This is a genomic window from Pseudooceanicola sp. NS-SX8, from assembly GCF_057380755.1.
This window is the reverse complement of the sequence record NZ_CM170819.1, coordinates 2599680-2621969: the sequence shown is the minus strand read 5'-3', so window position 1 is coordinate 2621969 and position 22290 is coordinate 2599680. Positions and strand designations below refer to the sequence as shown.

19 protein-coding genes and 1 other RNA gene are annotated in these 22290 nt (G+C 65.8%); 11 read left to right on the top strand and 9 right to left on the bottom strand.

Going from position 1 to position 22290, the window contains the following annotated elements; all coding sequences use genetic code 11:
• Nucleotides 1-46: 46 nt before the first annotated feature.
• Both AC2IR1_RS11985 and AC2IR1_RS11980 read right to left on the bottom strand, forming a co-directional pair.
• The gene (locus tag AC2IR1_RS11985) at nt 47-298 is read right to left on the bottom strand and encodes a DUF2798 domain-containing protein (RefSeq protein ID WP_486472199.1); all 252 of its coding nucleotides are present in this window, start codon (nt 296-298) and stop codon (nt 47-49) included.
• Nucleotides 299-508: 210 nt separating this feature from the next.
• Nucleotides 509-844: a DUF2798 domain-containing protein gene (locus AC2IR1_RS11980; protein WP_486472198.1), complete on the bottom strand. Its 336-nt coding sequence runs from the start codon at nt 842-844 to the stop codon at nt 509-511.
• Between the two features lie 308 nt (nt 845-1152).
• Between AC2IR1_RS11980 and AC2IR1_RS11975 the strand changes: the two genes are divergently transcribed.
• Nucleotides 1153-1581 carry a cupin domain-containing protein gene (locus AC2IR1_RS11975; RefSeq protein WP_486476411.1) on the top strand — a complete coding sequence of 143 codons (429 nt, stop codon included), beginning with the start codon at nt 1153-1155 and terminating at the stop codon, nt 1579-1581.
• 504 nt (nt 1582-2085) lie between these two features.
• Here AC2IR1_RS11975 and pgi read toward each other — a convergent pair.
• The 3 genes from pgi to zwf form a co-directional block, all read right to left on the bottom strand.
• Nucleotides 2086-3693, bottom strand: coding sequence for a glucose-6-phosphate isomerase (gene pgi / locus AC2IR1_RS11970; protein WP_486472197.1), 1608 nt, complete (start codon nt 3691-3693; stop codon nt 2086-2088).
• A gap of 94 nt (nt 3694-3787) precedes the next feature.
• The gene (gene pgl / locus AC2IR1_RS11965; RefSeq protein WP_486472196.1) at nt 3788-4459 is read right to left on the bottom strand and encodes a 6-phosphogluconolactonase; all 672 of its coding nucleotides are present in this window, start codon (nt 4457-4459) and stop codon (nt 3788-3790) included.
• 174 nt (nt 4460-4633) lie between these two features.
• Nucleotides 4634-6088, bottom strand: coding sequence for a glucose-6-phosphate dehydrogenase (gene zwf, locus AC2IR1_RS11960; protein ID WP_486472195.1), 1455 nt, complete (start codon nt 6086-6088; stop codon nt 4634-4636).
• A gap of 272 nt (nt 6089-6360) precedes the next feature.
• On the opposite strand from zwf, the gene ssrA reads away from it, so the two are divergent.
• Nucleotides 6361-6710: a transfer-messenger RNA gene (gene ssrA / locus AC2IR1_RS11955) on the top strand.
• A gap of 132 nt (nt 6711-6842) precedes the next feature.
• Entirely contained in the window at nt 6843-7958 is a 1116-nt protein-coding gene (locus tag AC2IR1_RS11950; protein WP_486472194.1) for a THUMP domain-containing class I SAM-dependent RNA methyltransferase, read from the top strand.
• On the opposite strand, the gene AC2IR1_RS11945 is transcribed toward AC2IR1_RS11950, so the two are convergent.
• Nucleotides 7934-8683: an ArsR/SmtB family transcription factor gene (locus tag AC2IR1_RS11945; RefSeq protein ID WP_486472193.1), complete on the bottom strand. Its 750-nt coding sequence runs from the start codon at nt 8681-8683 to the stop codon at nt 7934-7936. The two genes, AC2IR1_RS11950 and AC2IR1_RS11945, sit on opposite strands and share 25 nt — an antisense overlap.
• A gap of 137 nt (nt 8684-8820) precedes the next feature.
• Here AC2IR1_RS11945 and AC2IR1_RS11940 point away from each other — a divergent pair, with 137 nt between their 5' ends.
• The 4 genes from AC2IR1_RS11940 (at nt 8821) to AC2IR1_RS11925 (ending at nt 11981) form a co-directional block, all read left to right on the top strand.
• Nucleotides 8821-9129, top strand: coding sequence for an NIPSNAP family protein (locus tag AC2IR1_RS11940; RefSeq protein ID WP_486472192.1), 309 nt, complete (start codon nt 8821-8823; stop codon nt 9127-9129).
• A gap of 108 nt (nt 9130-9237) precedes the next feature.
• Entirely contained in the window at nt 9238-10566 is a 1329-nt protein-coding gene (gene chrA, locus AC2IR1_RS11935; protein ID WP_486472191.1) for a chromate efflux transporter, read from the top strand.
• Between the two features lie 114 nt (nt 10567-10680).
• Nucleotides 10681-11190: an SspB family protein gene (locus AC2IR1_RS11930; RefSeq protein WP_486472190.1), complete on the top strand. Its 510-nt coding sequence runs from the start codon at nt 10681-10683 to the stop codon at nt 11188-11190.
• Between the two features lie 269 nt (nt 11191-11459).
• Nucleotides 11460-11981, top strand: a complete 522-nt coding sequence (locus AC2IR1_RS11925) for a class I SAM-dependent methyltransferase (protein WP_486472189.1) — start codon at nt 11460-11462, stop codon at nt 11979-11981.
• 79 nt (nt 11982-12060) lie between these two features.
• On the opposite strand, the gene AC2IR1_RS11920 is transcribed toward AC2IR1_RS11925, so the two are convergent.
• Complete coding sequence (locus AC2IR1_RS11920; protein ID WP_486472188.1) at nt 12061-12828, bottom strand: hypothetical protein; 768 nt, start codon at nt 12826-12828, stop codon at nt 12061-12063.
• A 205-nt stretch (nt 12829-13033) separates the two neighbouring features.
• Here AC2IR1_RS11920 and fumC point away from each other — a divergent pair, with 205 nt between their 5' ends.
• From fumC to AC2IR1_RS11900, 4 genes are all read left to right on the top strand, one after another.
• Nucleotides 13034-14428 carry a class II fumarate hydratase gene (fumC, locus tag AC2IR1_RS11915; RefSeq protein WP_486472187.1) on the top strand — a complete coding sequence of 465 codons (1395 nt, stop codon included), beginning with the start codon at nt 13034-13036 and terminating at the stop codon, nt 14426-14428.
• A 144-nt stretch (nt 14429-14572) separates the two neighbouring features.
• A complete protein-coding gene (locus AC2IR1_RS11910; RefSeq protein WP_486472186.1) occupies nt 14573-14767 on the top strand; it encodes a DUF4169 family protein in 195 nt (64 codons plus the stop codon).
• Complete coding sequence (locus AC2IR1_RS11905) at nt 14764-14991, top strand: ribbon-helix-helix domain-containing protein (protein ID WP_486472185.1); 228 nt, start codon at nt 14764-14766, stop codon at nt 14989-14991. Before AC2IR1_RS11910 ends, AC2IR1_RS11905 begins: the two co-directional genes overlap by 4 nt.
• Nucleotides 14988-15578: a nucleotidyltransferase family protein gene (locus AC2IR1_RS11900; protein WP_486472184.1), complete on the top strand. Its 591-nt coding sequence runs from the start codon at nt 14988-14990 to the stop codon at nt 15576-15578. Before AC2IR1_RS11905 ends, AC2IR1_RS11900 begins: the two co-directional genes overlap by 4 nt.
• Here AC2IR1_RS11900 and AC2IR1_RS11895 read toward each other — a convergent pair.
• Nucleotides 15523-17292 (bottom strand): Hint domain-containing protein, encoded by a 1770-nt coding sequence (locus AC2IR1_RS11895; protein ID WP_486472183.1) that lies wholly within the window; start codon nt 17290-17292, stop codon nt 15523-15525. The two genes, AC2IR1_RS11900 and AC2IR1_RS11895, sit on opposite strands and share 56 nt — an antisense overlap.
• Nucleotides 17293-17934: 642 nt before the next feature.
• Nucleotides 17935-21759 (bottom strand): Hint domain-containing protein, encoded by a 3825-nt coding sequence (locus tag AC2IR1_RS11890; protein WP_486472182.1) that lies wholly within the window; start codon nt 21757-21759, stop codon nt 17935-17937.
• Between the last annotated feature and the right edge of the window lie 531 nt (nt 21760-22290).

Sequence of the window (22290 nt, the reverse complement as noted above, 5' to 3'; positions counted from 1 at the left end):
GGCGGCGCGCACGGGGACGGCAGAGCGCCCCCAGGGCGCACCCCGGTCACCAGCGTGGCGGGAAGGGTGATATGCCCACCAGGCGCAGAGTCAGGACCGACAGCCGGAACCCCAGCGGGCCCACCACGAAGGACAAAGCGAAGGCCATGGGCCAGGCGCTGAGGAACAGCCGCCCCCAGGCCAGCTGCCAGCCGGGGGCGAACCCCATGTGCGGCACCACGCCATAAAGAAAGGTCATGATGGTCGCCATCATGACGGAGATGAAGAACTGGGCCACGGCCGTCGCAAGTCGGGTCATTCGAAGATCCTGAGAGGGGGGTGGTCCTGCCGTGCACAGGCATGCCACCCCGGTTGGAGGGAATGCCGTGGGAACGTTGAAACGACGCATGCCGGAAGGATCCAGCGGCCGGGATCACCACACCGGCCCTCAGTTTTCGACCCTTTGCCGATAGCAAACCGGTCGCGACCCGGTCAATGGAAACCATCGCCCGGCCCGGGCGCCGCCTCATCAGGCGCGCGCCTCGATCCGGTCCAGCAGCGCGGTGACCTTGCCCGAGAGCATGAAGGCCAGCGGGCCTACGATCTGGCTCAGGACGAAGGCGACGGGCACGGCGGTGCCATAGTGGGTCATCCAGCGACCGAACCAGCCGGGTTGCAGCCCGTGCGGCAGGGCCGAGAAGATCCCCGTCATCAGCAGCGCCATGATCAGGGCAATGAAGACCTGCGCGATCAGCAGGCCGCGTTTCGCGCGCCGCGCGGCGGTCCTTGCGTCGGTTTCGGTCCTTGCTTCGGTTTCGGGCCTTGCGTCGGTCTGGGTGGAAACGAGGGGCGTGGTGGTGGTCATGATGGATCTCTCCTCAGCTGGTTGCGGGCAAGCGGCGGGAGGATCCCGATTCCGCGCGGCCCAATGGGTCACGCCGTGGAATCGAAACGTTGACTGCCCTTTCCCCAGACGTCGCAATTCGCGCGCTTCCGCCGGAGAAAGAGGACCGGGCTAACCAGACCGGTCTTGCGTCTTTCGGCACTCCCTACTTATTCACGAAGGCAGGCCCCGGCAAGGTGCGCGGCGACAAGTCGGCCATGCGCCTGCTGCAGAATATGACCCCAGCAACACTCCGGAGACAGTCCATGTCCGCAATGCCCGCCCCAGCCATGACCGCAGATGACATCATCGCGCTGCTGCAGCTGGAACCCCACCCGGAGGGTGGCTACTTCAGGCAGACCTGGATCGCCGGGGCCGCGGGGGATGCGCGCCCTGCCGGGACCTGCATCTACTTCCTGCTGAAGGCCGGCGGGGCGAGCCACTGGCACCGGGTGGATGCTGCCGAGATCTGGCACCACTACGCCGGGGCCCCCGTCCGCCTGCGCCTGTCGGCAACCGACGAAGGCCCGGCAGAGGCCCTGATCCTGGGTCCCGACCTGGGCGCCGGGCAGCGCCCCCAGGGCATCGTGCCCGTCGATCACTGGCAGGCCGCGGAAAGCCTGGGGGACTGGTCGCTGGTCGGATGCACCGTGTCACCGGCGTTCGATTTCGCGGGTTTCACGCTGGCAGCGCCGGATTTCGACATTCCGATGTCGTGAAGGCGGGCCGATGCCGTGAGGCCTGGAATTTTCCTGTTAATTATCAGCTTGTTGCAGGGTGATTTGCCTGGGCGGCAAAAAATATGAATTTCTGACAAGTTTTTTGAAACCGGATGGCGCGAGCCTCCGTATCTTCACCCGAGGTCTTTCCCGAGGCCTCGTGTAGTAGTCGTTTTACCTAGACCCCTGTTGGGTCCAACTGTTTTGCCCTGAGGGCGCCATCCGAACACACGTCTTGTCCCTGACGTGGTTTCCCGAGGTTCGGACGAGTGGTTTCAGGGGTGACCTGCCGAAGACCCTACGCGCCCCACCCATTCGCGTTTCGGCAGGTCGGGGAGACGGGCTACCGGGCCCGTCTCCCGATTTTTTTTCGGGAGACCCTCCGGTTCACAATCAGACAGCATCCGGGCAGACAGCATCCGGGCAGCGCACGCCCTGCCGACGCGCTTGACGCGCGGCGGAGGACCCTTCAGTTCGTTTTCGGGCAGTGGGTGTTACAGGGCGCTACAGCGCACCGGTGCGGATGGCCGCAACGAGGCCCGCGGTCGAGCCGTCCTTGCCCTCGGTCCCTTCTTCACCGGACAGGATGGGAGACAGCTTCACCGCCAGTTCCTTGCCCAGCTCCACGCCCCACTGATCGTAGGAGTTGATGCCCAGGATCACCCCTTCGACGAAGACGCGGTGTTCGTAGAGCGCGACCAGCTGGCCCAGGACATAGGGCGTCAGCTTGTCATAAAGCAGCGTGGTGGACGGCCGGTTGCCCGGGAAGACCCGGTGGCGGGCCTGGCGATCAAGCTCTGCACCTTCCAGTCCCTTGGCCGCCATGATCGCCGTCGCCTCTTCGAGAGAGCGGCCGCGCAGCAGCGCTTCGGACTGCGCCAGGCAATTGGCGATCAGCAGATCGTGCTGGTGCTTCAGATCGGGTTCATGTCCTTCCAGGCCCACCATGAATTCGCAGGGCACGACACGGGTGCCCTGGTGGATCAGCTGGTAGAAGGCATGCTGCCCGTTGGTGCCCGGTTCCCCCCAGACGATGGGACCGGAATTGATGTCGAGCGCGGAGCCGTCCATCGCGACGCTCTTGCCGTTGCTCTCCATCTCCATCTGCTGGAGGTAGGCGGGGAAGCGGGCGAGGCGCTGTTCGTAGGGTAGCACGGCGCGGGTGGCGTGACCCAGGCCCTGGTTGTGCCAGATGCCGGTGAGCGCCAGGAGGACGGGCAGGTTTTCGGCCGGGACGGCGCTGCGGAAGTGGCGGTCCATCGCATGGCCGCCGGCCAGGAACTGCCGGAAGTTGTCAGGCCCCACGGCCAGCATGAGAGACAGGCCGATCGGCCCCCACATGGAGTAGCGCCCGCCCACCCAGTCTTCGAAGCCGAAGACGCGGGACGGGTCGATGCCCCAGGCGGCGGTCCGGTCCTGGGCCGAGCTGAGGGCGGCAAACTGTGCGCCGGTGTCGCTGACGGTTTCGGCCATCCATGCCCGTGCGGTTTCGGCATTGGTCATGGTTTCGATGGTGGTGAAGGTCTTGGAGGCGACGATGACCAGGGTCGTTGTCGGATCCAGCCCTTTGAGCGCATCATGGACATGCGCCCCGTCGACATTGGACACGAAGTGGCAGCGCGGACCGTCGGCAAAGGGCGAAAGCGCGATTTCCCCCATCGCGGGGCCCAGATCGGACCCACCGATGCCGATGTTGACCACATCGGTGATACGGCCGCCCTGCCCGGCGAAGTCACCGCTGCGCACGGCCGTCGCAAATGCCTCCATCCGGGCCAGGGTTTCGAGAACCCCGGGCATGACATCGGCACCGTCCACCAGCACCGGATCCCCGGAGAGGTTGCGCAGCGCCGTGTGCAGCACGGCGCGCCCCTCGGTTTCGTTGATCTTGCGGCCCGAGAACATCGCCTCGCGCCGGGCCGGCAGATCGACCTGATCGCACAGCGCCAGCAGGGCCGTGCGGACGTCTTCGCAGATACCCGTCTTGGAGTAGTCGAACAGCATCCCTTCCGCCCGGATCGAGAAATCGGCGAAACGGTTCGGGTCCGCCTCGAAGAGGGAAAGGATGGGACGGTCGGCGTAGCGCGCGGCGAGGGCGGAAATGGTCTGCCACATGGTAGGAACCCTGTTGTCGAATGGCGTCTGCCCGCCGATCTGCGCGGGCGTCGGAAAGAGAACCGGCCGGAACGGGTCCGGCCGGGATGTCATGTCACGGGGCCCAGTGGACCACCGCATTGGGCAGGATCGCGGCGATCGGCGCCTCTTCCGGCTTCTTGCCGCGCGCCTGTTCCAGCACGCGGCGCTTTTCCTCGCCCGTGATGACCACATGGGTGGACAGCGCCCCCTTCAGGTAGCGGGCCGTGATCGTGATCCGCGGCTCCCCCGCGCCATCGGCGCGCATGGGCAGCAGGATCGGCGCATCGGGCGCCAGCGCCTCTGCCAGGCGGTCGGCGCCGGGGAAGAGGCTGGCGGTATGGGCATCGGTGCCCATGCCCAGCAGAAGCACGTTGATCGGCATGTAGGGTCGCAGCCCTTCAGAGAGCGACGAAAGCGCCTGTTCGGGCGCGTCGACCTCGGAATGGAGCGGCAGCAGGCTGGCCCCGGCGGCATGGCCAGTCAGCAGGCGCTGACGCAGCAGCGCGGTGTTGGAACGCGGGGAGCTTTCGGGCACCCAGCGTTCATCGTTGAGCACGACATCGACGCGATCCCAGTCGAGTTTCACCGCCGTCAACGCATCGAAGATCGGGCCGGGCGTGGTGCCGCCCGGCACGCTGAAGGTCACGCGATCCTCGTGCCGCAGGGCTGCGCCCAGTTCCGATGCCAGGCTGTCCGCCAGCGTCAGCGCCAGCAGGTCGCGATCCGGATATTCCTTGAATTCCATGATACCTAACCCTTTCGGGTCCCCTCCTTGCGGGCTGGGGCGAGCCTGCGAAGGCCCTGCCCGCCCTGATGTCCGATCCGGTCATATGGGCCGGATCCGGGGCACGGCAATTGCCGCGCCGGTAACCATTGCCTGACCCGGCCACGATCCGCCGCCGGGCAGGTCCGCGCCACCTCAGGCGCGGATTTCGCGCCAGCGACGCCCGTCGCGATGCATCAGCGCCAGCGCCTCTTCCGGCCCGGTGGAGCCGGTTTCATAGGCCACGGGCTTGTCCCCGCGATCGACCCAGGACTGGATCAGCGGATCGGCCCAGGCCCAGGCGGCCTCGACCTCGTCCCCGCGCATGAACAGGGTCTGGTTGCCCCGGATCACGTCCATGATAAGCCGTTCGTAGGCGTCGGGCACATCTTCCGCATCGGGGCCGAGCGCATCGGCAAAGGTCATGTCGAGCGGCACATCCACCAGCCGCATGCCCCCCGGGCCGGGTTCCTTGATGGTGACGAAGAGGTCCATGCCCTCGTTCGGCTGCAGGCGGATGGTCAGCACGTTGCGGTGACGCCCGGCCTCTGCCCCGAAGATCGAATGCGGGGTCTCCTTGAAGACCACGGCGATCTCGGAGCTGCGCGCGCGCAGCCGCTTGCCCGTGCGCATGTAGAAGGGGGTTCCGGCCCACCTCCAGTTGGAGACCTGCAGCTTCATCGCGATGAAGCTTTCGGTCTTGCTGTCGGGATCGCCCACATGTTCCAGATAGCCGGGCTTCTCGGCGCCGTCGGAGAGGTACTGACCGCGCACCACGTCTTCGAGCGGGACCTGGTTCAGGGCGCGGATCACCTTCAGCTTTTCATCGCGCACGGCGTCGTGGTCGAATTTCGCCGGCGGCTCCATCGCGATCAGGCACAGAAGCTGCATCAGGTGGTTCTGCACCATGTCCCGCATGGCGCCGGACTTGTCGTAGTATTCGCCGCGTCCGTCGACACCGACGGTTTCGGCCACGGTGATCTGGATGTGATCGACGTACTGGGAGTTCCAGAGCGGTTCGAACAGCATGTTGCCGAAGCGGACCGCCATGAGGTTCTGGACCGTTTCCTTGCCCAGGTAGTGGTCGATCCGGTAGATCTGGCTTTCGTCGAAGTGCGCGGCCAGGTCGGCGTTGAGCGCCTGCGCCGAAGCCAGGTCATGACCGAAGGGCTTTTCCACCACGATCCGGGTCTGATCGTCCGCAATGCCGTGCAGGTGCAGACGTTCCGCCAGGGCACCGAAGAGGCTGGGCGCAACGGAGAAGTAGAAGGCGCGCACCACGCCCGGGCGCATCAGCGCCGCCAGTTCCGGCCAGCCGCCCGTGCCGAGCGCATCCACCTGGACGTATTCCAGTTGCTGAAGGAAGGCTGCCAGCTGTTCCTTGGTGCCGCTCTTGGGATCGAATTCGGCGATGGCATCGGCCACCATCTGACGGAATTCTTCCGTCTCGTGCTCGGACCGTGCGGCGCCGATGATGCGGCTGCCATCTTCCATCTGGCCGGAGCAGAACCGGCGGAACAGGCCGGGCAGGATCTTGCGACGGGCGAGATCGCCGGTACCGCCGAAGATGACCAGATCGAAGGGATCGACGGGAATCACGCGCGAGACCATCGGGGTTCCTTTCCGCTTGTCGTTTCCGGGGCGCAGGCCCTGCCGGCACCCCCGCCGCAGTGCGGCGTTCGCGCGCACCATAGCAGAGAAAGCCCCGGTCACAATGGGGTGTGTTAGCGTTAACTAGACGCCCGGCCTGCCGTGGCGGGCCTGCGACAGGATGGCCCGTGTGGGGCCGCGAAACCAGCGGGAAGTGCGGGAGATCTGGGGCCACCATGGGGGCCCACGGGGGCGGCGCCTGTGCCCGCCCGTATGGCGCAATTTGAAAAATCCCCCTTCAAATTCCACGCTGCGCGCCCTATATCTGTGCTGTCGCCTCGGCGACTATGGGCATAAACGCGCATGTAATAAGCGGATCGGACCCGGGGGCGGTACCCGGCGGCTCCACCAAACATCCCTTGTTGGGGGATCATGGGGCCGAAATAGGATCGACGAACGTGTAAAGATGTAGCTTTGTCCCGGTGAGATACCACCGTTATCGGTTCGCTATGTACAATTGCCAACAACAATCGTGCTCCGATGGCTCTGGCTGCGTAAGCAGTTAGAAACATCGAAATCTAAGTCCTTGCGCCTAGCAGTGTAAGGCGGGGTTCGCAGGTACCTGGCAACAGAAACCTGCACTTATCCCCCTCCTGCCATGCTGCTTGTCGCCCGCGGAATGCGTGCGGCCTGATATGCCGATGGTCGCGGGAAAAGCATCCAAACCTCCAGAAGATCCCTCGCCGCCCCGGCAATTCCGCGCTATCAGCGCCGGATGAGCGCTGCATTCGAGATATTCCTGCAAGGCACCCCGGGACTGGAAGAGGTCCTGGCGGAGGAAGCCCGCGAAGCCGGGTTTTCCCGTGCCGAAGCCGTGCCCGGGGGCGTGACCTTCCAGGGCCAATGGACCACCGCCTGGCGGGCCAACCTGAAACTGCGCGGCGCCAATGCCGTGCTGGCCCGCATCGGCGGTTTCCCGGCCGTGCACCTGTCCCAGCTGGACAAGCGCGCCCGCGCCTTCCCCTGGGGCGAGGTGCTGCGCCCGGACGTGCCGGTGAAGGTGGAGGTCTCGACCTCCCAGAAATCCAGGATCTACCACGCCGGTGCCGCGCAGGAGCGGATCGAGCGCGCGCTGTCGGAAAGCTTTGGCGCGCAGATCGACGCGGAAGCCGCGGTGGTCGTGAAGACCCGCATCCAACGCGATTACGTCCAGTTCAGCGTCGATACCAGCGGCGAAGGCCTGCACAAGCGCGGGCACAAGCCCGCCGTGGGCAAGGCGCCGATGCGCGAAACGCTGGCGGCGATGTTCCTGCGACAGGCTGGTTACACCGGCGCCGAACCGGTGCTGGACCCGATGTGCGGCTCCGGCACCTTCGTCATCGAGGCGGCGGAGATCGCGGCGGGCCTCTGGCCCGGGCGCGACCGCAGCTTTGCCTTTGAACAGCTGGCGACCTTCAAACCCGAGCTCTACGACCGGATCCGCGCGGAAGCGCCCGCGCCACGCGGCGATCTGCCCGGGTTCTTCGGATCGGACCGCAACGCGGGCGCGGTGGAGATGGCGGGGCGCAATGCGGCGGCTTCCGGCCTGGCGGAGGCAATCACCTTTACGCATCAGGCGCTGTCGGATCTGCAGCGTCCCTCAGGCCCGCCCGGACTGGTGATCATCAACCCGCCCTATGGCGCCCGGATCGGGGATCGCAAGCAGCTGTTTGCCCTTTACGGCCGCATGGGTGAGGTCCTGAGGGAGCGGTTCCGGGGCTGGCGCGCGGCGATCATCACCTCGGACGGCGGATTGGCACGGGCAAGCCGCCTGCCCTTCCTGCCGACGACCCCACCCGTGGATCACGGCGGGATCCGGGTGACGCTCTACCACACGGCGCCGCTGCCCTGAGGCAGCCGGAAGAGCGCGGCGAAGGCGCGTTCGCCCGGCGGTGTCAGCCGGATCTCCCGGCCGGTGCCGCGCCGTGCCCAACCCTGTTCCAGAAGTCCCGTCAGCAGGGCCCGGCCCAGCGGACCGGCCAGGTGCATCCGGCGTTCAGACCAGTCCAGGCACTGCCGGCAGGCGCAGCCGGGACGTGCCTCTGGCAGCAGCGGCGCCAGGACCGCCGCGCCCTCCTCCGTCAGCAGCAACCCCTTGGGGCCGGGGCGCAGAAGCCCCCGGGCGGAAAGGCTGTCGTGCATCTGAACTCCCAGTTCGCCCGCGAGGTGATCATAGCAACTGCGCGCGCGCCGCAGGCCCGCGTCCCCCGGCCCGGGACGGCAGCGGCGCGGACCACGCAGCTCCGCCAGCCCCATCAACCCTTCGAGCACCGCCGCCACATCCGCCCCTGCCAGACGGTAGTAGCGGTGCCGCCCCTGTGACGCGACCGACAGCAACCCTGCCTCCAGCAACTGCGCCACGTGGCCCGAGGCGGTGGTGCGCGCCACGCCCGCCTCTGCCGCCAGTTCGGTGACGGTCAGGGCCAGCCCGGACATCAGCGCCTGCGCCATCAATGCCCGGGACGGGTCGCCCATCAGGGCGGCGATGCGGGTAATCTCGGGGCCGTCGCGCAGGCCTTGCTGCGACGGGCCATGGCCGGAGGCATGGCCAGAAACAGGGTCAGAATGTCGTGTCATCGGTCCTCCGCCACGGTCTGGGTGTCGTCCCCTGCGATCCTGCCATCTGCCACGGTGAAATGCGTCGGTCCGGACCGACCCATCGGCGCGGCCCAGCGTGGCAGGAAGGGCCCATCCTGAAATCGAAAGGCTCCGACATGCTGACATGTGTCATCCAGTACCGCATTCGCCCCACCCGCCGTGCACAGTTCGAAGACTACGCCCGAATGTGGGGCGAGGCGATCCCCCGGAACGGGGCGGCGCTGGTGGGCTACTTCGCGCCGTGCGAAGGCTCCTCCACCCTGGCCTACGGGATCTACGACATCCCCTCCCTTGCCGAATACGAAGCCTACCGCAGCCGGCTGGCCCGCGATCCCCTGGGGCGGCGGGCCTATGACTTTGCCCAGACGGAAGATTTCCTGATGTCGGAGGAGCGGACGTTTCTGCGGCGTGTCGATCAGGGCTGATCCAGGGCGCCGGGGGCGCCCAGCTGTCGCTTGACCCTCGGACGGGGAGCCGGGAAAGATGGCGCCGACCGCATGGCACCCGGCCCGCGCGATGATCGAGGAGAGACCATGCCGCCCCTGCCCGCACGCCCCGCCGCCCGGCGCGATATGCCCGGTAACGTCCCCGGTTGGCGCGACATGATCCGGGCCTTCGGCCGCATCGGCATCGTCAGCTTTGGCGGGCCTGCCGCGCAGATCTCCGTCATGCATGCAGAACTGGTCGAGCGGCGCGGATGGCTGGGCGAACAGGCCTTCCTTGGCGCGCTGAGCTTTTGCATGCTGCTGCCGGGACCGGAGGCGATGCAGCTGGCAACCTATGCGGGCTGGCGCCTGAAGGGGACCCTCGGCGGGCTGCTGGCGGGGCTGCTCTTCGTGATCCCCGGCGCGCTGGTCATTGCCGCGCTGGCGCTGGCCTATGTCGAATGGGGCACGGTTCCGCAGGTTCAGGCGGCCTTCCTCGGCATCAAGGCGCTGGTGGTCGCCCTGGTGTGCCAGGCGCTTTGGCGGTTGTCGCAAAAGGCGCTGCCGGACAGGCCGCGACGCGCCTGGGCCATCGGCGGCTTCGTTGCGATCTTCGCCGCCGGCCTGCCCTTCCCTTTGCTGGTGCTGGCCGCAGGCGGCTGGGGCCTGTGGCGCGGCGGGTCGCTGGCAGGCACGCCGGATGCGCAAACCCGGGGCCTGCGGGCCGAAATCGCCCCCGGGCCCGGCCTCGCGCACAGCCTTGTCACCGCCCTTGCCTGGGCCGCGGCCTGGCTGGCGCCGGTCCTGGCCCTGCGGCTGGCAGGTACGGAGTTCCTGGCGGAGCTGGGCGCCTTCTTCGCCCGGCTTGCCGTGCTGAGCTTCGGCGGCGCCTATGCCTTGCTGGCCTGGATGGCCCAGGTCACGGTGGAGCGCCACGGCTGGCTGACCGCAGGCCAGATGATCGACGCCCTGGGTCTTGCGGAAACCACGCCCGGCCCGCTGATCCTGGTGACGCAGTTCGTGGCCATGGTTGCGGCGGCGCTGCGCGCGGGGCCGGGCCTGGGCCTTGCCGCCGGGCTGCTGACCCTGTGGGTCACCTTCGTGCCCTGCTTCGGCTTCATCTTCACCTTCGCCCCCCACGTGGAACGCCTTCTGTCCCAGCCCCGGCTGCGCACCGCGCTGGAGGCGATCACCGCCGCCGTTGTCGGCGTGATCGGCGCCCTGGCGCTGTGGTTCGCCCTGCATGTCGTCTTTGACGTGGTGAACCGCATGGGCGCCCTGCCCCTGCCGGTGCCCGTGCTGGCCAGTTTCCGCCCGGTGGCCGCCGGGCTGATCCTGATCGCCCTGGCGCTTGTTTTCCGACTTCGCGCGGGGTTGCTGACAAGCCTTGGCGTGATGGCCGGGTTCGGCTGGCTCAGCCACTGGATGCCCGGCTAGATCGCGGCTGGCACGCAAGCGGCGGTAGAGTGCGGAGAATCTTGTCGGATCGCCTTCCGTTTTGCTTAGAATCCCCTATGCTCAGCCGAAAGTGAGCCCCGCCGGAAGACTGACATGGCCCGATCTATCGACTACGGAAACCTGATGCATCGTGCGATGCGCAACCTGATCCAGGATGTGCTGACCGACGTTGCCGAAAACGGGCTGCCAGGCGCGCACCATTTCTTCATCACGTTCGAAACGACCCACCCGGACGTCGAACTGGCCGACTGGCTGCGCGAACGCTATCCCACCGAGATGACGGTGGTGATGCAACACTGGTTTGCCGACCTTGAAGTGAGCGACGAAGGCTTTGCCGTGACGCTGAACTTCGGGGACAATCCCGAACGCATGTTCATCCCCTATGACGCGATCCAGACCTTCGTGGATCCCTCTGTCGAATTCGGCCTGCGTTTCGAGACGCAGGAACAGGACGACGAGGAAGAGGACGAGGATGACGATCCCACGCCGCCCGAGTCCCCCAGCCCGCTGCGCGACCGCAGCAAGAGCGACGAAGACGGCGACAAGGCCCCTTCCTCCGGCACCGATGCAGAGGTCGTGCGGCTGGACGCCTTCCGCAAGTAGCCTTGCCGGGCGCGGAATGCCCCGCCACAGATTGCAGGAACGGCGGCCCACGGGTCGCCGTTTTGCGTTGCGCCATGAAAGGGGCGCGAAACGCCCCCGCGTCCCCGTGACATCCCGGCTTCGGGCCGCGGAACCTTCGGTGAATTTTTTGTAAAATCAAGGCATTTTGCTTGTCCGACGGCCCCCGCCCCGCCAAGACATTGGCAGGTTCGGCAACCCAGGGGAGCAGACAGGTGGCCAGCGACTTCGCCGTATTTCTCGGACAGATGATGCGAAACCCGAAGGAGGTTTCCGCGATTGCGCCCTCCTCCTCCGCCGTGGCGCGGATGATGACCGCCGGCGTGGAGCAGGTGGAGGGCCCGATCCTGGAGATCGGCCCCGGAACCGGATCCTTCACCCGGGCAATCCTGGAGCGCGGCGTGGCGCCGGAGCGGCTGATCCTGATGGAGCTGAACACCCGCTTCTGCGAGGAGCTGCGCGCCAAGTTTCCCGGCGTGCGCGTCCTGAACCAGCCCGCGCAGGAGATCGAGAGCATCGGGGTGAGCAACCTTGGCTGCGTGATCTCGGGCGTGCCCGTCCTGGCCCGGCCGCAGATCCAGCGAGAGGTCGTCGGCAATGCCTTCAAGGTGATGGCGCCAGATGGTGTCTTCGCGCAGATCACCTACAGCCCGAACGCCCCCATCCCGCCGGAGGTGCAGGCGGAGATGGGCATCGCGGCCCGCAAACGCGGAACGGTCTGGGCCAACCTGCCACCGGCCCGCGTCTTCGAATTCCGCCGCCAGACCCACTGATCCGAAAGGGTCTGAAACTGTCAAAGGCCGCACCCGGTGGGCGCGGCCTTTTCCATTGGGTCAGCCCGTCACGCGGCCCTTACATCCGCAAGGAGCCATGCACGGGGATGTAGGGCATGTCGCGATAGCGATTGATCAGCTCCCGGAAGCCATCCAGCAGCGGGATGATGTCCTGCTCTGCCCGGCGGGAGACGCACACGACCTCCACAACGTATTCCACGGGAACCTCGGGCCCTTCGGGCACCACCTTGCGATAGACCAGCGTCAGGCGCGGCACGCCTTCGCCCTCTGCATCCGGTTCGACCCGCATCAGTGCAAGCCCCTTGCCAAGGTCGATCCCCGTCACATGGGGCACGGTCCAGCCATCGGGCCCGGGATCAGGGCGCACCGCCGCGATCCGATCCACGATGGAGGCGCAGGTTTCACCTTCGAACAGCTCACGCCAGTCGCGCCCCTCGCTGCCGGGCAGCTCCGTCCGGACATGTTCCAGAACGTCGGTCTCGAAATTCCGTTCGACCCGGAATTCCAGCGGCGCCGTGCCAAAGCGCAACAGGCCCTTCTCGTTCTTCTCGAACTCACCCGCGAGGTAGTAGAGGTATTCGCCCACCGGCTCCACATCCCAGAAGATGTGTTCGTAGGTCGGCGGTTCGGGGCTGTCATGCTCCACCTCGACCCAGAGCGGCAGCTTCAGGTACCTGCTCTCTCCCTTCGGCTCCAGATGGACAACCGGGTGCTGGGCCAGGGCCACCTCGGAACGAACGGTCGGGGTCACCTTGCGGGCGCGCGGACCGCTGTTTGCGCCACCGAAAAGCTTCGTCCAGAACCCAGCCATTGTCTTCTCCGTCATTTCAGGTGTCTGGGGGATGAAATGCACCAATCCCGGCGGGCTTCAAGAGGGGCCCTGCCGGGGCGCAGGGCAATCGCGCCAAGGTGATCCGGCATGCGATGGTACACGAAAAGTGCGGACGCGGGCGTATAGTTAGCGGGAACGGCATTGAAACTGGGCCGCTTTGCGGTAAACCGGGCGCGACGTTCCAGTTTGGAGACCTGACATGTCGCAGACCCGCACCGAAACCGACAGCTTCGGCCCTCTCGAAGTTCCCGCCGACAAGTACTGGGGCGCGCAGACCCAGCGTTCGATCATGAACTTCCCCATCGGCTGGGAAACCCAGCCCGTTCCGATCATCCGTGCCCTGGGCGTGATCAAGAAGGCCTGCGCCATGGCCAACAAGGAACTGGGCAACATGGAGCCCGAGATCGCCGATGCGATCATCGCGGCCGCCGGTGAGGTGATCGACGGCAAGTTCGACGACAACTTCCCCCTGGTCGTCTGGCAGACCGGTTCCGGCACCCAGTCGAACATGAACGCGAACGAGGTCATCTCGAACCGCGCGATCGAGATGCTGGGCGGCGAACTGGCGTCCAAGACCCCGGTGCACCCGAACGACCACTGCAACATGGGCCAGTCGTCCAACGACACCTTCCCGACCGCCATGCACGTGGGCATCGCCATGCAGGCGCGCGACGTGCTGATCCCGGGCCTGGAAAAGCTGGCTGCCGCGCTGGAAGCCAAGTCGGAAGAGTTCAAGGACATCATCAAGATCGGCCGGACCCACACCCAGGACGCGACCCCGCTGACCCTGGGCCAGGAATTCTCCGGCTATGCGCATCAGGTCCGCAAGGGCATCGAGCGGGTGAAGTCCGCGCTCGGCGACATCTACGAGCTGGCCCAGGGCGGCACCGCCGTCGGCACCGGGCTGAACACCAAGAAGGGCTGGGCCGAGAAGGTCGCCGCAAACATGGCGGAAATCACCGACCTGCCCTTCGTCACCGCGCCGAACAAGTTCGAAGCGCTGGCCGCCCATGACGCGATGGTCATGTTCTCCGGCGCGCTGAAGACCGTGGCCGCGTCGCTCTTCAAGATCGCCAACGACATGCGTCTGCTGGGCTCCGGCCCGCGTTCGGGTCTGGGTGAGCTGATCCTGCCGGAGAACGAGCCGGGCTCCTCCATCATGCCGGGCAAGGTGAACCCCACGCAGGCCGAAGCGCTAACCATGGTCTGCGCCCATGTCATGGGCAACGACGCGGCGATCGGTTTCGCAGGCTCCCAGGGCCACTTCGAGCTGAACGTCTACAACCCGATGATGTCCTACAACGTGCTGCAGTCGATGCAGCTGCTGGGTGACAGCGCCTCGGCCTTCACCGACAACATGGTCGTGGGCACCCAGGCGAACCTGCCGCGCATCGACAAGCTGATGAAGGAGAGCCTGATGCTGGTCACCGCGCTGGCACCGACCATCGGCTACGACAATGCCACCAAGGTCGCCAAGACCGCGCACAAGAACGGCACCACCCTGAAGGAAGAGGCCATCGGCCTTGGCTTCGTGGACGAAGAGACCTTCGACCGCGTCGTCCGCCCCGAGGACATGATCGGTCCCAAGGACTGATCCAACGATCAATGACGGATCCAGGCGGCGCCCTTCGGGGCGCCGTTTTTCGTGGTCCCGTCCGGATCCGGGGTGCCCTTCCCGAACGGGACGCTCTGGACGCGCAGGCGGGCAACTGGCATTCTTGCCCGAAGCGAGGGCCCCATGAGCAATGTCACCAACCTCAACAAGTTTCGCAAGGCGAAGGCGCGGGCAGACAAGGCCGCCAAGGGCACGGAAAACGCCGTGAAATTCGGCCGCACGCAGGGCGAAAAGGCCCGCGACGCGCAGCAGGCCGACAGCGCGCAGAAGCACCTGGACGGACATCGGCGCGACAAAGACACGCCGGACAAGGCATGAGCGGACGTCCCGTCAAGCGATCCCTCACCCTGCGCGGCCACAGGACCAGCGTATCGCTCGAAGATGAATTCTGGCTGGAGTTTCGCCGGCTTGCGGAGGAGGCGGACAAGCCGATCAACCAGCTGGCCGCCGATATTGACGAAGACCGGGGATTGGAGATCGGGCTGGCCTCCGCCATACGGCTCTACGTTCTGCGCGCGCTGAGGCGAGAGGCCGGACGATGATCCCGATCCTGCTGCTGGCGGCAGGTGCCGCGCGGCGCATGGGCGGGCGCGACAAGCTTCTGGAGGAGATCGACGGAACGCCGCTTCTGCGTCGCCAGGCCCGTGCGGCCCTGGCGGCGGGGACGGGCCCCGTCCTGGTCACCCTGCCCGCCTCCAGCCATCCCCGGGCCGCTGTCCTGAACGATCTTCCGGTGACCCTGGTCGACGTGCCGGATGCCGAGGAAGGCATGGCGGCTTCGATCCGAACCGGCGTGCGGGCGCTGCCTGCGCAAAGCCGCGGGGTGATGATCCTGCCGTCGGACATGCCCGACCTGGGCCCAGCGGAGCTTGCGACCGTCGCGGCGGCGCTTCAGGGGCAGCCCCTGCCGATCCTGCGCGGCGCGAGCGAGGGAAGGCCCGGGCATCCGGTGCTCTTTCCCGCCGACCTCCTGCCGCAGCTTGAAACGATTGGCGGCGACCGCGGGGCCTCCCCCGTGATCGCCGCCAACATGGATCGTGTGCGACTGGTGCCGCTGCCGGGCACGCGGGCGCTTACCGACCTCGATACACCTGAGGCATGGCAAGAATATCGGCGCCACCGTCCCTGACACCCTCCCGGGCCAGGCCACCTTCGGCGCGCAGCACCTCGACCTCGTGCTTTTTCAGGCTACGCCGGGCAGAGGCGAAGGTCGAAAGGGCGCGGGTCTCGGCCAGTTCGGGGAAGAGATAGTGGATCTCTGCCCGCTGGGCGCGGTCCAGCGTCTTCATCGAGTAGTCGCCGGGCTGGAAGCTTTCGGACCAGGCACCGTTGGCCAGGATGACCTCATGCTGGTCGAAGAGCAGGTGCAGGTAGGTGACTTCCCGGTTCGCCAGCCGTTCGACACCGGCCATGCCGACCAGGTCCTTGGCAGCGACCAGCACTTCGCTTTCCTCATAAAGCAGCGAAGCCCGGTCGGAGCGGATCAGCATGCGGTGCTGCGGGCTGACCACCAGGTCGGTATGCGGCAGGCCATGGCCAAGCGCTCCGGCGCGGACAAGCACCGGCTGCAGGTGCGGCGCGATGGCCAGTTCCTTCGGGCTGAGAACCCGACGGCCGATCCAGCGCAGTTCCTGCATGCCGTTGTCGCGGGTGATCACCCGGTCCCCGGCGCGCAGCTGTTCGACCGGCACCTCGCCCCGCATGGTGGCGATGAGCGAGCCCGGCGCGAAGCAGATGGCGCCGTCGGTGCTGGAGGTCTTGATCTGTTCGATGCCGGTATAGGTGATCCGGCCCAGTTCCTGGCCATCCGCCGTCTTCAGCAGGATCGTGGCGTTCTCATCCCCCGGGGCACCGGATTCGTAGATCACCTGCAGACCCGGGTATTTCTCGTAATACTCGGAAAGGTCCAGAACGTCCCAGTCGGTGTCGCCCGGATCCTCGCCGCCGTAGACGTAGAGGTTGTTCAGGTTCGTCTCGTCCGCGACCACGGTGAAGGTGTCGTCGCCCGACCCGCCATAGAGCTTGTCCTGGTTGCCGTTGGACTGCAGCGTGTCGTTGCCCTGGCCGCCGTAGATCGTGTCGGTGGAGCGGTTCCAGCCGCTGTCGCCGGTGTCCAGGAAGTCATCGCCGGAGCCGCCATAGATGGTGTCCTGACCCTGGCCGCCATAGACCGTGTCGTCGCCCTTGCCGGCCTTGATCAGGTCCTCGCCAGAGCCGCCGTCGATGGAATCGTCGCCCTCTCCACCGTAGATCGTGTCACGGCTACCGCCGCCATAGACCTCATCGTCACCGGAGCCCGCGCTGATCGAGTCTTCGGAGAGGCCGCCATAGATGGTGTCCTGTCCGGCGCCCGCGGTGATCGTGTCACGGCTGTTGCCACCGTCGAGGTAGTCGTTGCCGGCGCCGCCATCCAGGGTGTCCTCGGCCTCTCCCCCGTAAAGGGTGTCATCGCCGGACCCGCCATAGAGCTTGTCGCTGACATTGCCGCCGGTCAGGGAGTCGTTGCCCGCCCCGCCGTAAAGCGTGTCGTTGGTATCGCCGCCGTCCAGGGTGTCGTTGCCGACCCCGCCGTAGAGCTTGTCGGAGCCGGTGCCGCCATCGATGCTGTCGTCGCCGGAGCTGCCGTAGATCGTGTCATTGCCGTCGCCACCGTAAAGGACGTCATCGCCCTTCTCGCCGTCGATCGTGTCCTGGCCCTGATAGCCATAGATGGTGTCGTCGCCATCGTTGCAATCCGGGCTGAGGCTGTCGTTGTTGGACGACCCGTAAATCGTGCTGCCGCTGCTGTCGGATCCGGACCCGCCTCGGGATCCGCCGCCGTAACTTCCGCCGTAACCGCTCATGTCCGCACCTCGAAGCGCAAATGTCTACCCGCCGGACGCAATGCGCCGGCTGTGTTTGTTGTTATGTACAGACTGGCCGGTTCCCGGGATCCCCGGATGCGCCCGGTCTGGCGCCCCCAAGCTGTTTGTACGCCAAGTTTTAGAGAAAACTCAATCATCGCCGCAGGATTGCCTGCGGATATTCCTGCAATGCAAGTGCAGAAACTTTCTTTGTCGCCCCGATGCGAACAATACCCGGGCGAATGGAGTAACGATGTGTCGTTAACGTCACGCCTCGCGCAGGCCGGTCATGCAAGCGGGGGAAGACAGGCACCGATCAAGGCTGAAACTGATTCGCCTACGGCACCACCTATAAGGGAATTTTACTTTTCGTTCACGATACTTAGCCACAAAGCTGTCGCATTTGCGCCGCTTCATGGCCCTGTGGTCTTCGCCGGCCGGTTCGATGACCGGCCGGCGGCGTGACAGGAACCGGCCCCGGGATCACGGACGCAGTGCGCCCGCCCCGCGGCATGGATCTGATGCAATCGGATGATCATTGTCCCCCTGACCTTCCGACGCAGCTGACCGGCCGGCTGCGCCGGGGTTTCCCCCGGCGGTCGGATCGGCCCCGCCCCTGTGGCGCCGATCCGGCTGCAAAGCCTAGCCGGTGATCAACAGATCAGCCTCGTGCCGTTTCAGGGTCTTCCGCGCGGCCCGGAAATCTTCGAGCCCCTTGCGCAGGCGCAGATCCGGGAACAGCTCGTAGATCTCGTTGCGCTGCGCATTGCCCAGCCCGTCCATGGTCTGATGCCCCGGCTGGAAGCTTTCGGACCAGGCGCCATCGGCCAGGATGACCTCGTGCTGATCGAAGAGGAAGTGCACGTAGGTGGTCGACGTGGTGTTCAGGCGTTCGATCCCGTCGAGCCCCGTCAGGTGCTTGGCGGCCACCAGGACCTCCCGATCCTCGAAGTAGAGCGCGGTCTTGTCGTTGTTGATCAGCATCCGGTGGTTCGGGCTGACGACCATGTCGCGTTCCGGCAGGCCGTAGCCCAGGGCGCCCTTGCGCACCAGCACCGGCTGCAGATGGCGCGCGCGCAGCATCTCCGCCCCGTTCAGGTGGCGTTTGCCGACCCAGCGGATCTGCTGCATCCCGTTGTCGCGCGTGATGACACGATCACCTTCCTGCAGCTCCTCCACCGGGACTTCGCCGCGCGGGGTTGCCACCATGGATCCGGGCGTGAAGCAGGGAACGATGTTCTCGATATCGTGGAATTCGGCGGTGCCGGACAGGTTGCTGTCCGCATCGTAGAACTCGACGATCCCGTCTTCCTTGTCGTCGGAGGTGTACTTGATCTCGATATGACCACCGGCGAGGTTGTAGCCGGTCAGGTCGAGCGTGTCGTAGTCATCGCCCGAAGATCCGCCGTCGATGTAATCGCCCAGGGTGGCACCGACGATGCTGTCGCGGTCCGCACCGCCATAGACCTCATCCGCATCGGCAGATCCGTAGATCGTATCCTCGCCCGCTTCGCCGTAGACGGTATCGGACTGGTCGGAGCCATGGATGCTGTCGGCACCCGCGCCGCCATAGATCGTATCAACGCCGGAGCCGCCGTAGATCGTATCGTCACCGGAGCCGCCGGTGACGGAATCGTCCCCCTGGCCACCATCGATGTAGTCGGCGCCGATGCCGCCTTCGATCGAGTCGGAGGCGGAGCCGCCGATAATCGAGTCATCGCCCGAGCCACCCAGGATCGTGTCGTTGCCCGAACCGCCCTTCAGCGTATCGTTGCCCGCGCCACCGATCAGCGTGTCGTCCCCGTTGTCGGAGACGATGCTGTCGGCGCCGTCACCGCCGGTGAGGCTGTCCGCCCCCTGCCCGCCGATGATCGTGTCGTCGCCGGAGCCGCCCTCGATCGTGTCGTTCTCTCCGCCACCGTCGAGCAGATCGTTGCCCGCGCCGCCGTAGATTTCGTCCATGCCGTCGCCGCCATAGACCTCATCCGCGCCAAGGCCGCCGATCAGCGTATCTTCGTCGATGCCACCATCCAGGTAGTCGTCGCCGGAGCCACCGTCGATGCTGTCGTCATCATCGCCGCCGATGATCGTGTCCTTGCCCGCACCGCCGCTGACGACATCCATGTCGTTCTCGGGGACCGGGTCGGTGTCATCGGGCTCATTGGAATAATCCATGGAACTGGTGGCGGCGGAGGCGTCGATGCTGTCGTCGCCGGAGCCGCCCTCGATCGTGTCGGAGCCGTGACCGCCCAGGATGACATCAGCCCCCTGACCGCCGTAGACCTCGTCATCGTCGATGCCGGCATTGATGGAATCCTCGCCGGAGCCGCCCTCGATCAGGTCGGCATCGTCACCGGTCAGGATCGTGTCGTTGCCGGTCCCGCCATAGACGGTGTCCATGCCGTCCGCCGTATTCGGATCGGAGGTATTGCCATCCGCATCCCAGTAGTACGGCAGGTTCGGATCATCGCCCTCGTAGTCGGAGAAGGCATCGATCCCGGCCACCAGGCTGTCATCACCGGAGCCGCCGTAGATCTCGTCATTTCCGAGCGTTCCGTCGATCACCCCGTTGAGGGAACCATCCACGGTATCGTTGCCGGCCCCGGCGTAGATGACGTCGTCATCCAGGCCGCCATCCATGCTGTCATCGCCGTCCCCGCCGAGGATCGTGTCGGAATCGTCGCCCGTCGCGATCGTGTCGTCGCCCGATCCGCCGTCCACGTAGTCGGTATCGTCAAGCTGCGCATCACCGGTTTCGTAGGGAACGCCCGCGAAGGTCTCGTGGTCGTTGTACTGGCTGGCCGAGCCGGAGGTGATATCGTCGTTGCCTGCGCCACCATAGACCTCGTCGCTGCCCTCTCCGGCCAGGACGGTGTCATCGCCGGAATAGGCCAGGATGTAGTCGTCATCCCCGCTGTCCCCGGACAGGATCGCATCGTCATTGTCGACCATGTCGCCTTCGGGATCGCCGGTGTAATCTTCGTCGATCAGTTCCCCTGCCGCGGTACCTTCGACATAGCCGTCCTGCGCAGGCGTCGGCGGTTCGATCGTGTCGGTCAGGACATTCTCGATGTTTTCGAAGGTCATCGTGCCGGTGACGTTGTCTTCGTCATCGTAGAAGGTGACCGTCCCCGCTTCCGGATCGTCATCTTCGTAGACCACATCGACCTTGCCCAGGCCGGTCAGGTCCAGCGTGTCGTTGTCATCGCCGCTTTCGCCGCCATCGACATGGTCGCCATCGGACCCGCCGATGAAGGTATCCGCATCCGCACCCCCATAGGACAGGTCGGCGCCGGCCGCGTCGGTGATCGTGTCGTTGCCGCCTTCACCGAAAATCGTATCGTCGCCGGACCCGCCGTTGATTGCATCGGCGCCATCCGCGGCGGTGGTTTCGCTGGCATCCTCGTAGTCGGGCGTGACGTCGTAATAGATGTCGGTGACGGTGATGCCCGTCGTGCCGTTGTCGACCTGGGTGTGCACGATCTCGATCTTGGTGACCGGGCCCGGGATGGTGATCAGCGCGGAATAATCGGGATCGGTATCGGCGCCGCCCGCGTTCGGGGTGGCCGACAGCAGCGTTTCGCTGCCCGCGGCACTGTCCTCGTCGGTGGCCGTGACCAGATCTCCGGCATCGACCTGGATCTCCACCATGTTGCCATCGGCATCATAGGCGCGGATCGTCACCTCGGACAGGTAGTCGATGTCGTTTACGCGGAAGGAGACGTCATCCACTTCCTGCGAGAAGTCGAGGGTATAGGTCGCGCTTTCCCCATTGGCGTTGAGGTAGGACGACATGGTCGAGTTGCTGTCGACCCCGTTGCCGTCATCCTCGATCCCGTCGGTGTAGCCGTTCACCTCGTAATAGGTCGTCTCCGGCGTGCCGGTGACCTGCTGGGTGAAGGTCACGGTGACCTCGCCGGTGTCCTGCGTCAGCGTCCCCGAAAGCTCGTCATTGCTGTCGATGCTGCCGCCGCAGTCGTCGGGATCGGGCAGCTTGTCCCATTCGAAGCTTTCGCGCACCGCCTCCGGCGCCGAGCCGGTGTCGCCGTAGATCACGTCATCTCCGGCGTCGCCTTCAAGGGAGTCGTCCCCCAGGCCGCCCGAAATCTCGTCATCGCCGGAACCGCCATAGACGCTGTCGTCCCCGGATGCCGCGAAGACCTCATCATCGCCTGCGCCCGCCAGCACGCTGTCGGCCCCCGCACCGGCCAGGACGATGTCGTCATCGCCGGTCTCGCCGCTCAGGATCGCATCGCCATTGTCGATGTAGTCCCCATCAGCGTCCCCGGAATAGGAGGCGTCGATGATGTCCGCGCCGGATGTGCCGTCCACGTAGCCGTCCGGCGTGGGCGTGGAGCCGCCACCGTAGGAGCTGCCGCCATAGGGGTCGCAATCATCATCGTGACCGCCGTAGGATCCACCATAGGATCCCCCATAAGATCCGCCGTAGCTGTGAGAACCGCCCATAATTTGCGTCACCCTTTTTCTGCGCCGGAATCCTCCCATCAGGCCCGGCAGATGCGCGAGCGGACCAGGCTCACGCGACTTCGCTTCGATCACATCGTGGTATCAGGGCATCAGCACCTGGCAGGGAAACGGCAAAACTTGCCTGCCGGTCGAAACCGGTTTCCGCCACCTTGGCCGGATCCGCACCTCCACGATGCATGACAATTCCACGGAACCGCCCCAGGTCCCTAAGGGTGCCCTCCCAGTCGGGCAATTTCGTGATACCCGGTAAGCCGCGCTGCACAAAATGAAAAAGGGCCGAAACATGGCGACCAAGTGTCCACGTTCGCGTATGTTCCGCCTCATTCACGCCACATTCAGACACGCACCAGTTGCAATTGTTCACGGTTCAGAGACGCGGGTTTCGCGACAAATCGCTACAATATCGAAACTAATTTGACTTTCCGGCGTCAGGCGGACCTGGAGTGAAGCGAATTCGGTTTCCTCGGTCGAAACATTAACCAGCCTGCCCGATTGCCCCATTCTGCCCAC

Bases quoted from the DNA above. Each gene is read 5' to 3' on its own strand.
- AC2IR1_RS11985 (WP_486472199.1), bottom strand. From the start codon at position 298: ATGACCCGACTTGCGACGGCCGTGGCCCAGTTCTTCATCTCCGTCATG.
- AC2IR1_RS11980 (WP_486472198.1), bottom strand. From the start codon at position 844: ATGACCACCACCACGCCCCTCGTTTCCACCCAGACCGACGCAAGGCCC.
- AC2IR1_RS11975 (WP_486476411.1), top strand. From the start codon at position 1,153: ATGACCGCAGATGACATCATCGCGCTGCTGCAGCTGGAACCCCACCCG.
- pgi (WP_486472197.1), bottom strand. From the start codon at position 3,693: ATGTGGCAGACCATTTCCGCCCTCGCCGCGCGCTACGCCGACCGTCCC.
- pgl (WP_486472196.1), bottom strand. From the start codon at position 4,459: ATGGAATTCAAGGAATATCCGGATCGCGACCTGCTGGCGCTGACGCTG.
- zwf (WP_486472195.1), bottom strand. From the start codon at position 6,088: ATGGTCTCGCGCGTGATTCCCGTCGATCCCTTCGATCTGGTCATCTTC.
- AC2IR1_RS11950 (WP_486472194.1), top strand. From the start codon at position 6,843: ATGAGCGCTGCATTCGAGATATTCCTGCAAGGCACCCCGGGACTGGAA.
- AC2IR1_RS11945 (WP_486472193.1), bottom strand. From the start codon at position 8,683: ATGACACGACATTCTGACCCTGTTTCTGGCCATGCCTCCGGCCATGGC.
- AC2IR1_RS11940 (WP_486472192.1), top strand. From the start codon at position 8,821: ATGCTGACATGTGTCATCCAGTACCGCATTCGCCCCACCCGCCGTGCA.
- chrA (WP_486472191.1), top strand. From the start codon at position 9,238: ATGCCGCCCCTGCCCGCACGCCCCGCCGCCCGGCGCGATATGCCCGGT.
- AC2IR1_RS11930 (WP_486472190.1), top strand. From the start codon at position 10,681: ATGGCCCGATCTATCGACTACGGAAACCTGATGCATCGTGCGATGCGC.
- AC2IR1_RS11925 (WP_486472189.1), top strand. From the start codon at position 11,460: ATGCGAAACCCGAAGGAGGTTTCCGCGATTGCGCCCTCCTCCTCCGCC.
- AC2IR1_RS11920 (WP_486472188.1), bottom strand. From the start codon at position 12,828: ATGACGGAGAAGACAATGGCTGGGTTCTGGACGAAGCTTTTCGGTGGC.
- fumC (WP_486472187.1), top strand. From the start codon at position 13,034: ATGTCGCAGACCCGCACCGAAACCGACAGCTTCGGCCCTCTCGAAGTT.
- AC2IR1_RS11910 (WP_486472186.1), top strand. From the start codon at position 14,573: ATGAGCAATGTCACCAACCTCAACAAGTTTCGCAAGGCGAAGGCGCGG.
- AC2IR1_RS11905 (WP_486472185.1), top strand. From the start codon at position 14,764: ATGAGCGGACGTCCCGTCAAGCGATCCCTCACCCTGCGCGGCCACAGG.
- AC2IR1_RS11900 (WP_486472184.1), top strand. From the start codon at position 14,988: ATGATCCCGATCCTGCTGCTGGCGGCAGGTGCCGCGCGGCGCATGGGC.
- AC2IR1_RS11895 (WP_486472183.1), bottom strand. From the start codon at position 17,292: ATGAGCGGTTACGGCGGAAGTTACGGCGGCGGATCCCGAGGCGGGTCC.
- AC2IR1_RS11890 (WP_486472182.1), bottom strand. From the start codon at position 21,759: ATGGGCGGTTCTCACAGCTACGGCGGATCTTATGGGGGATCCTATGGT.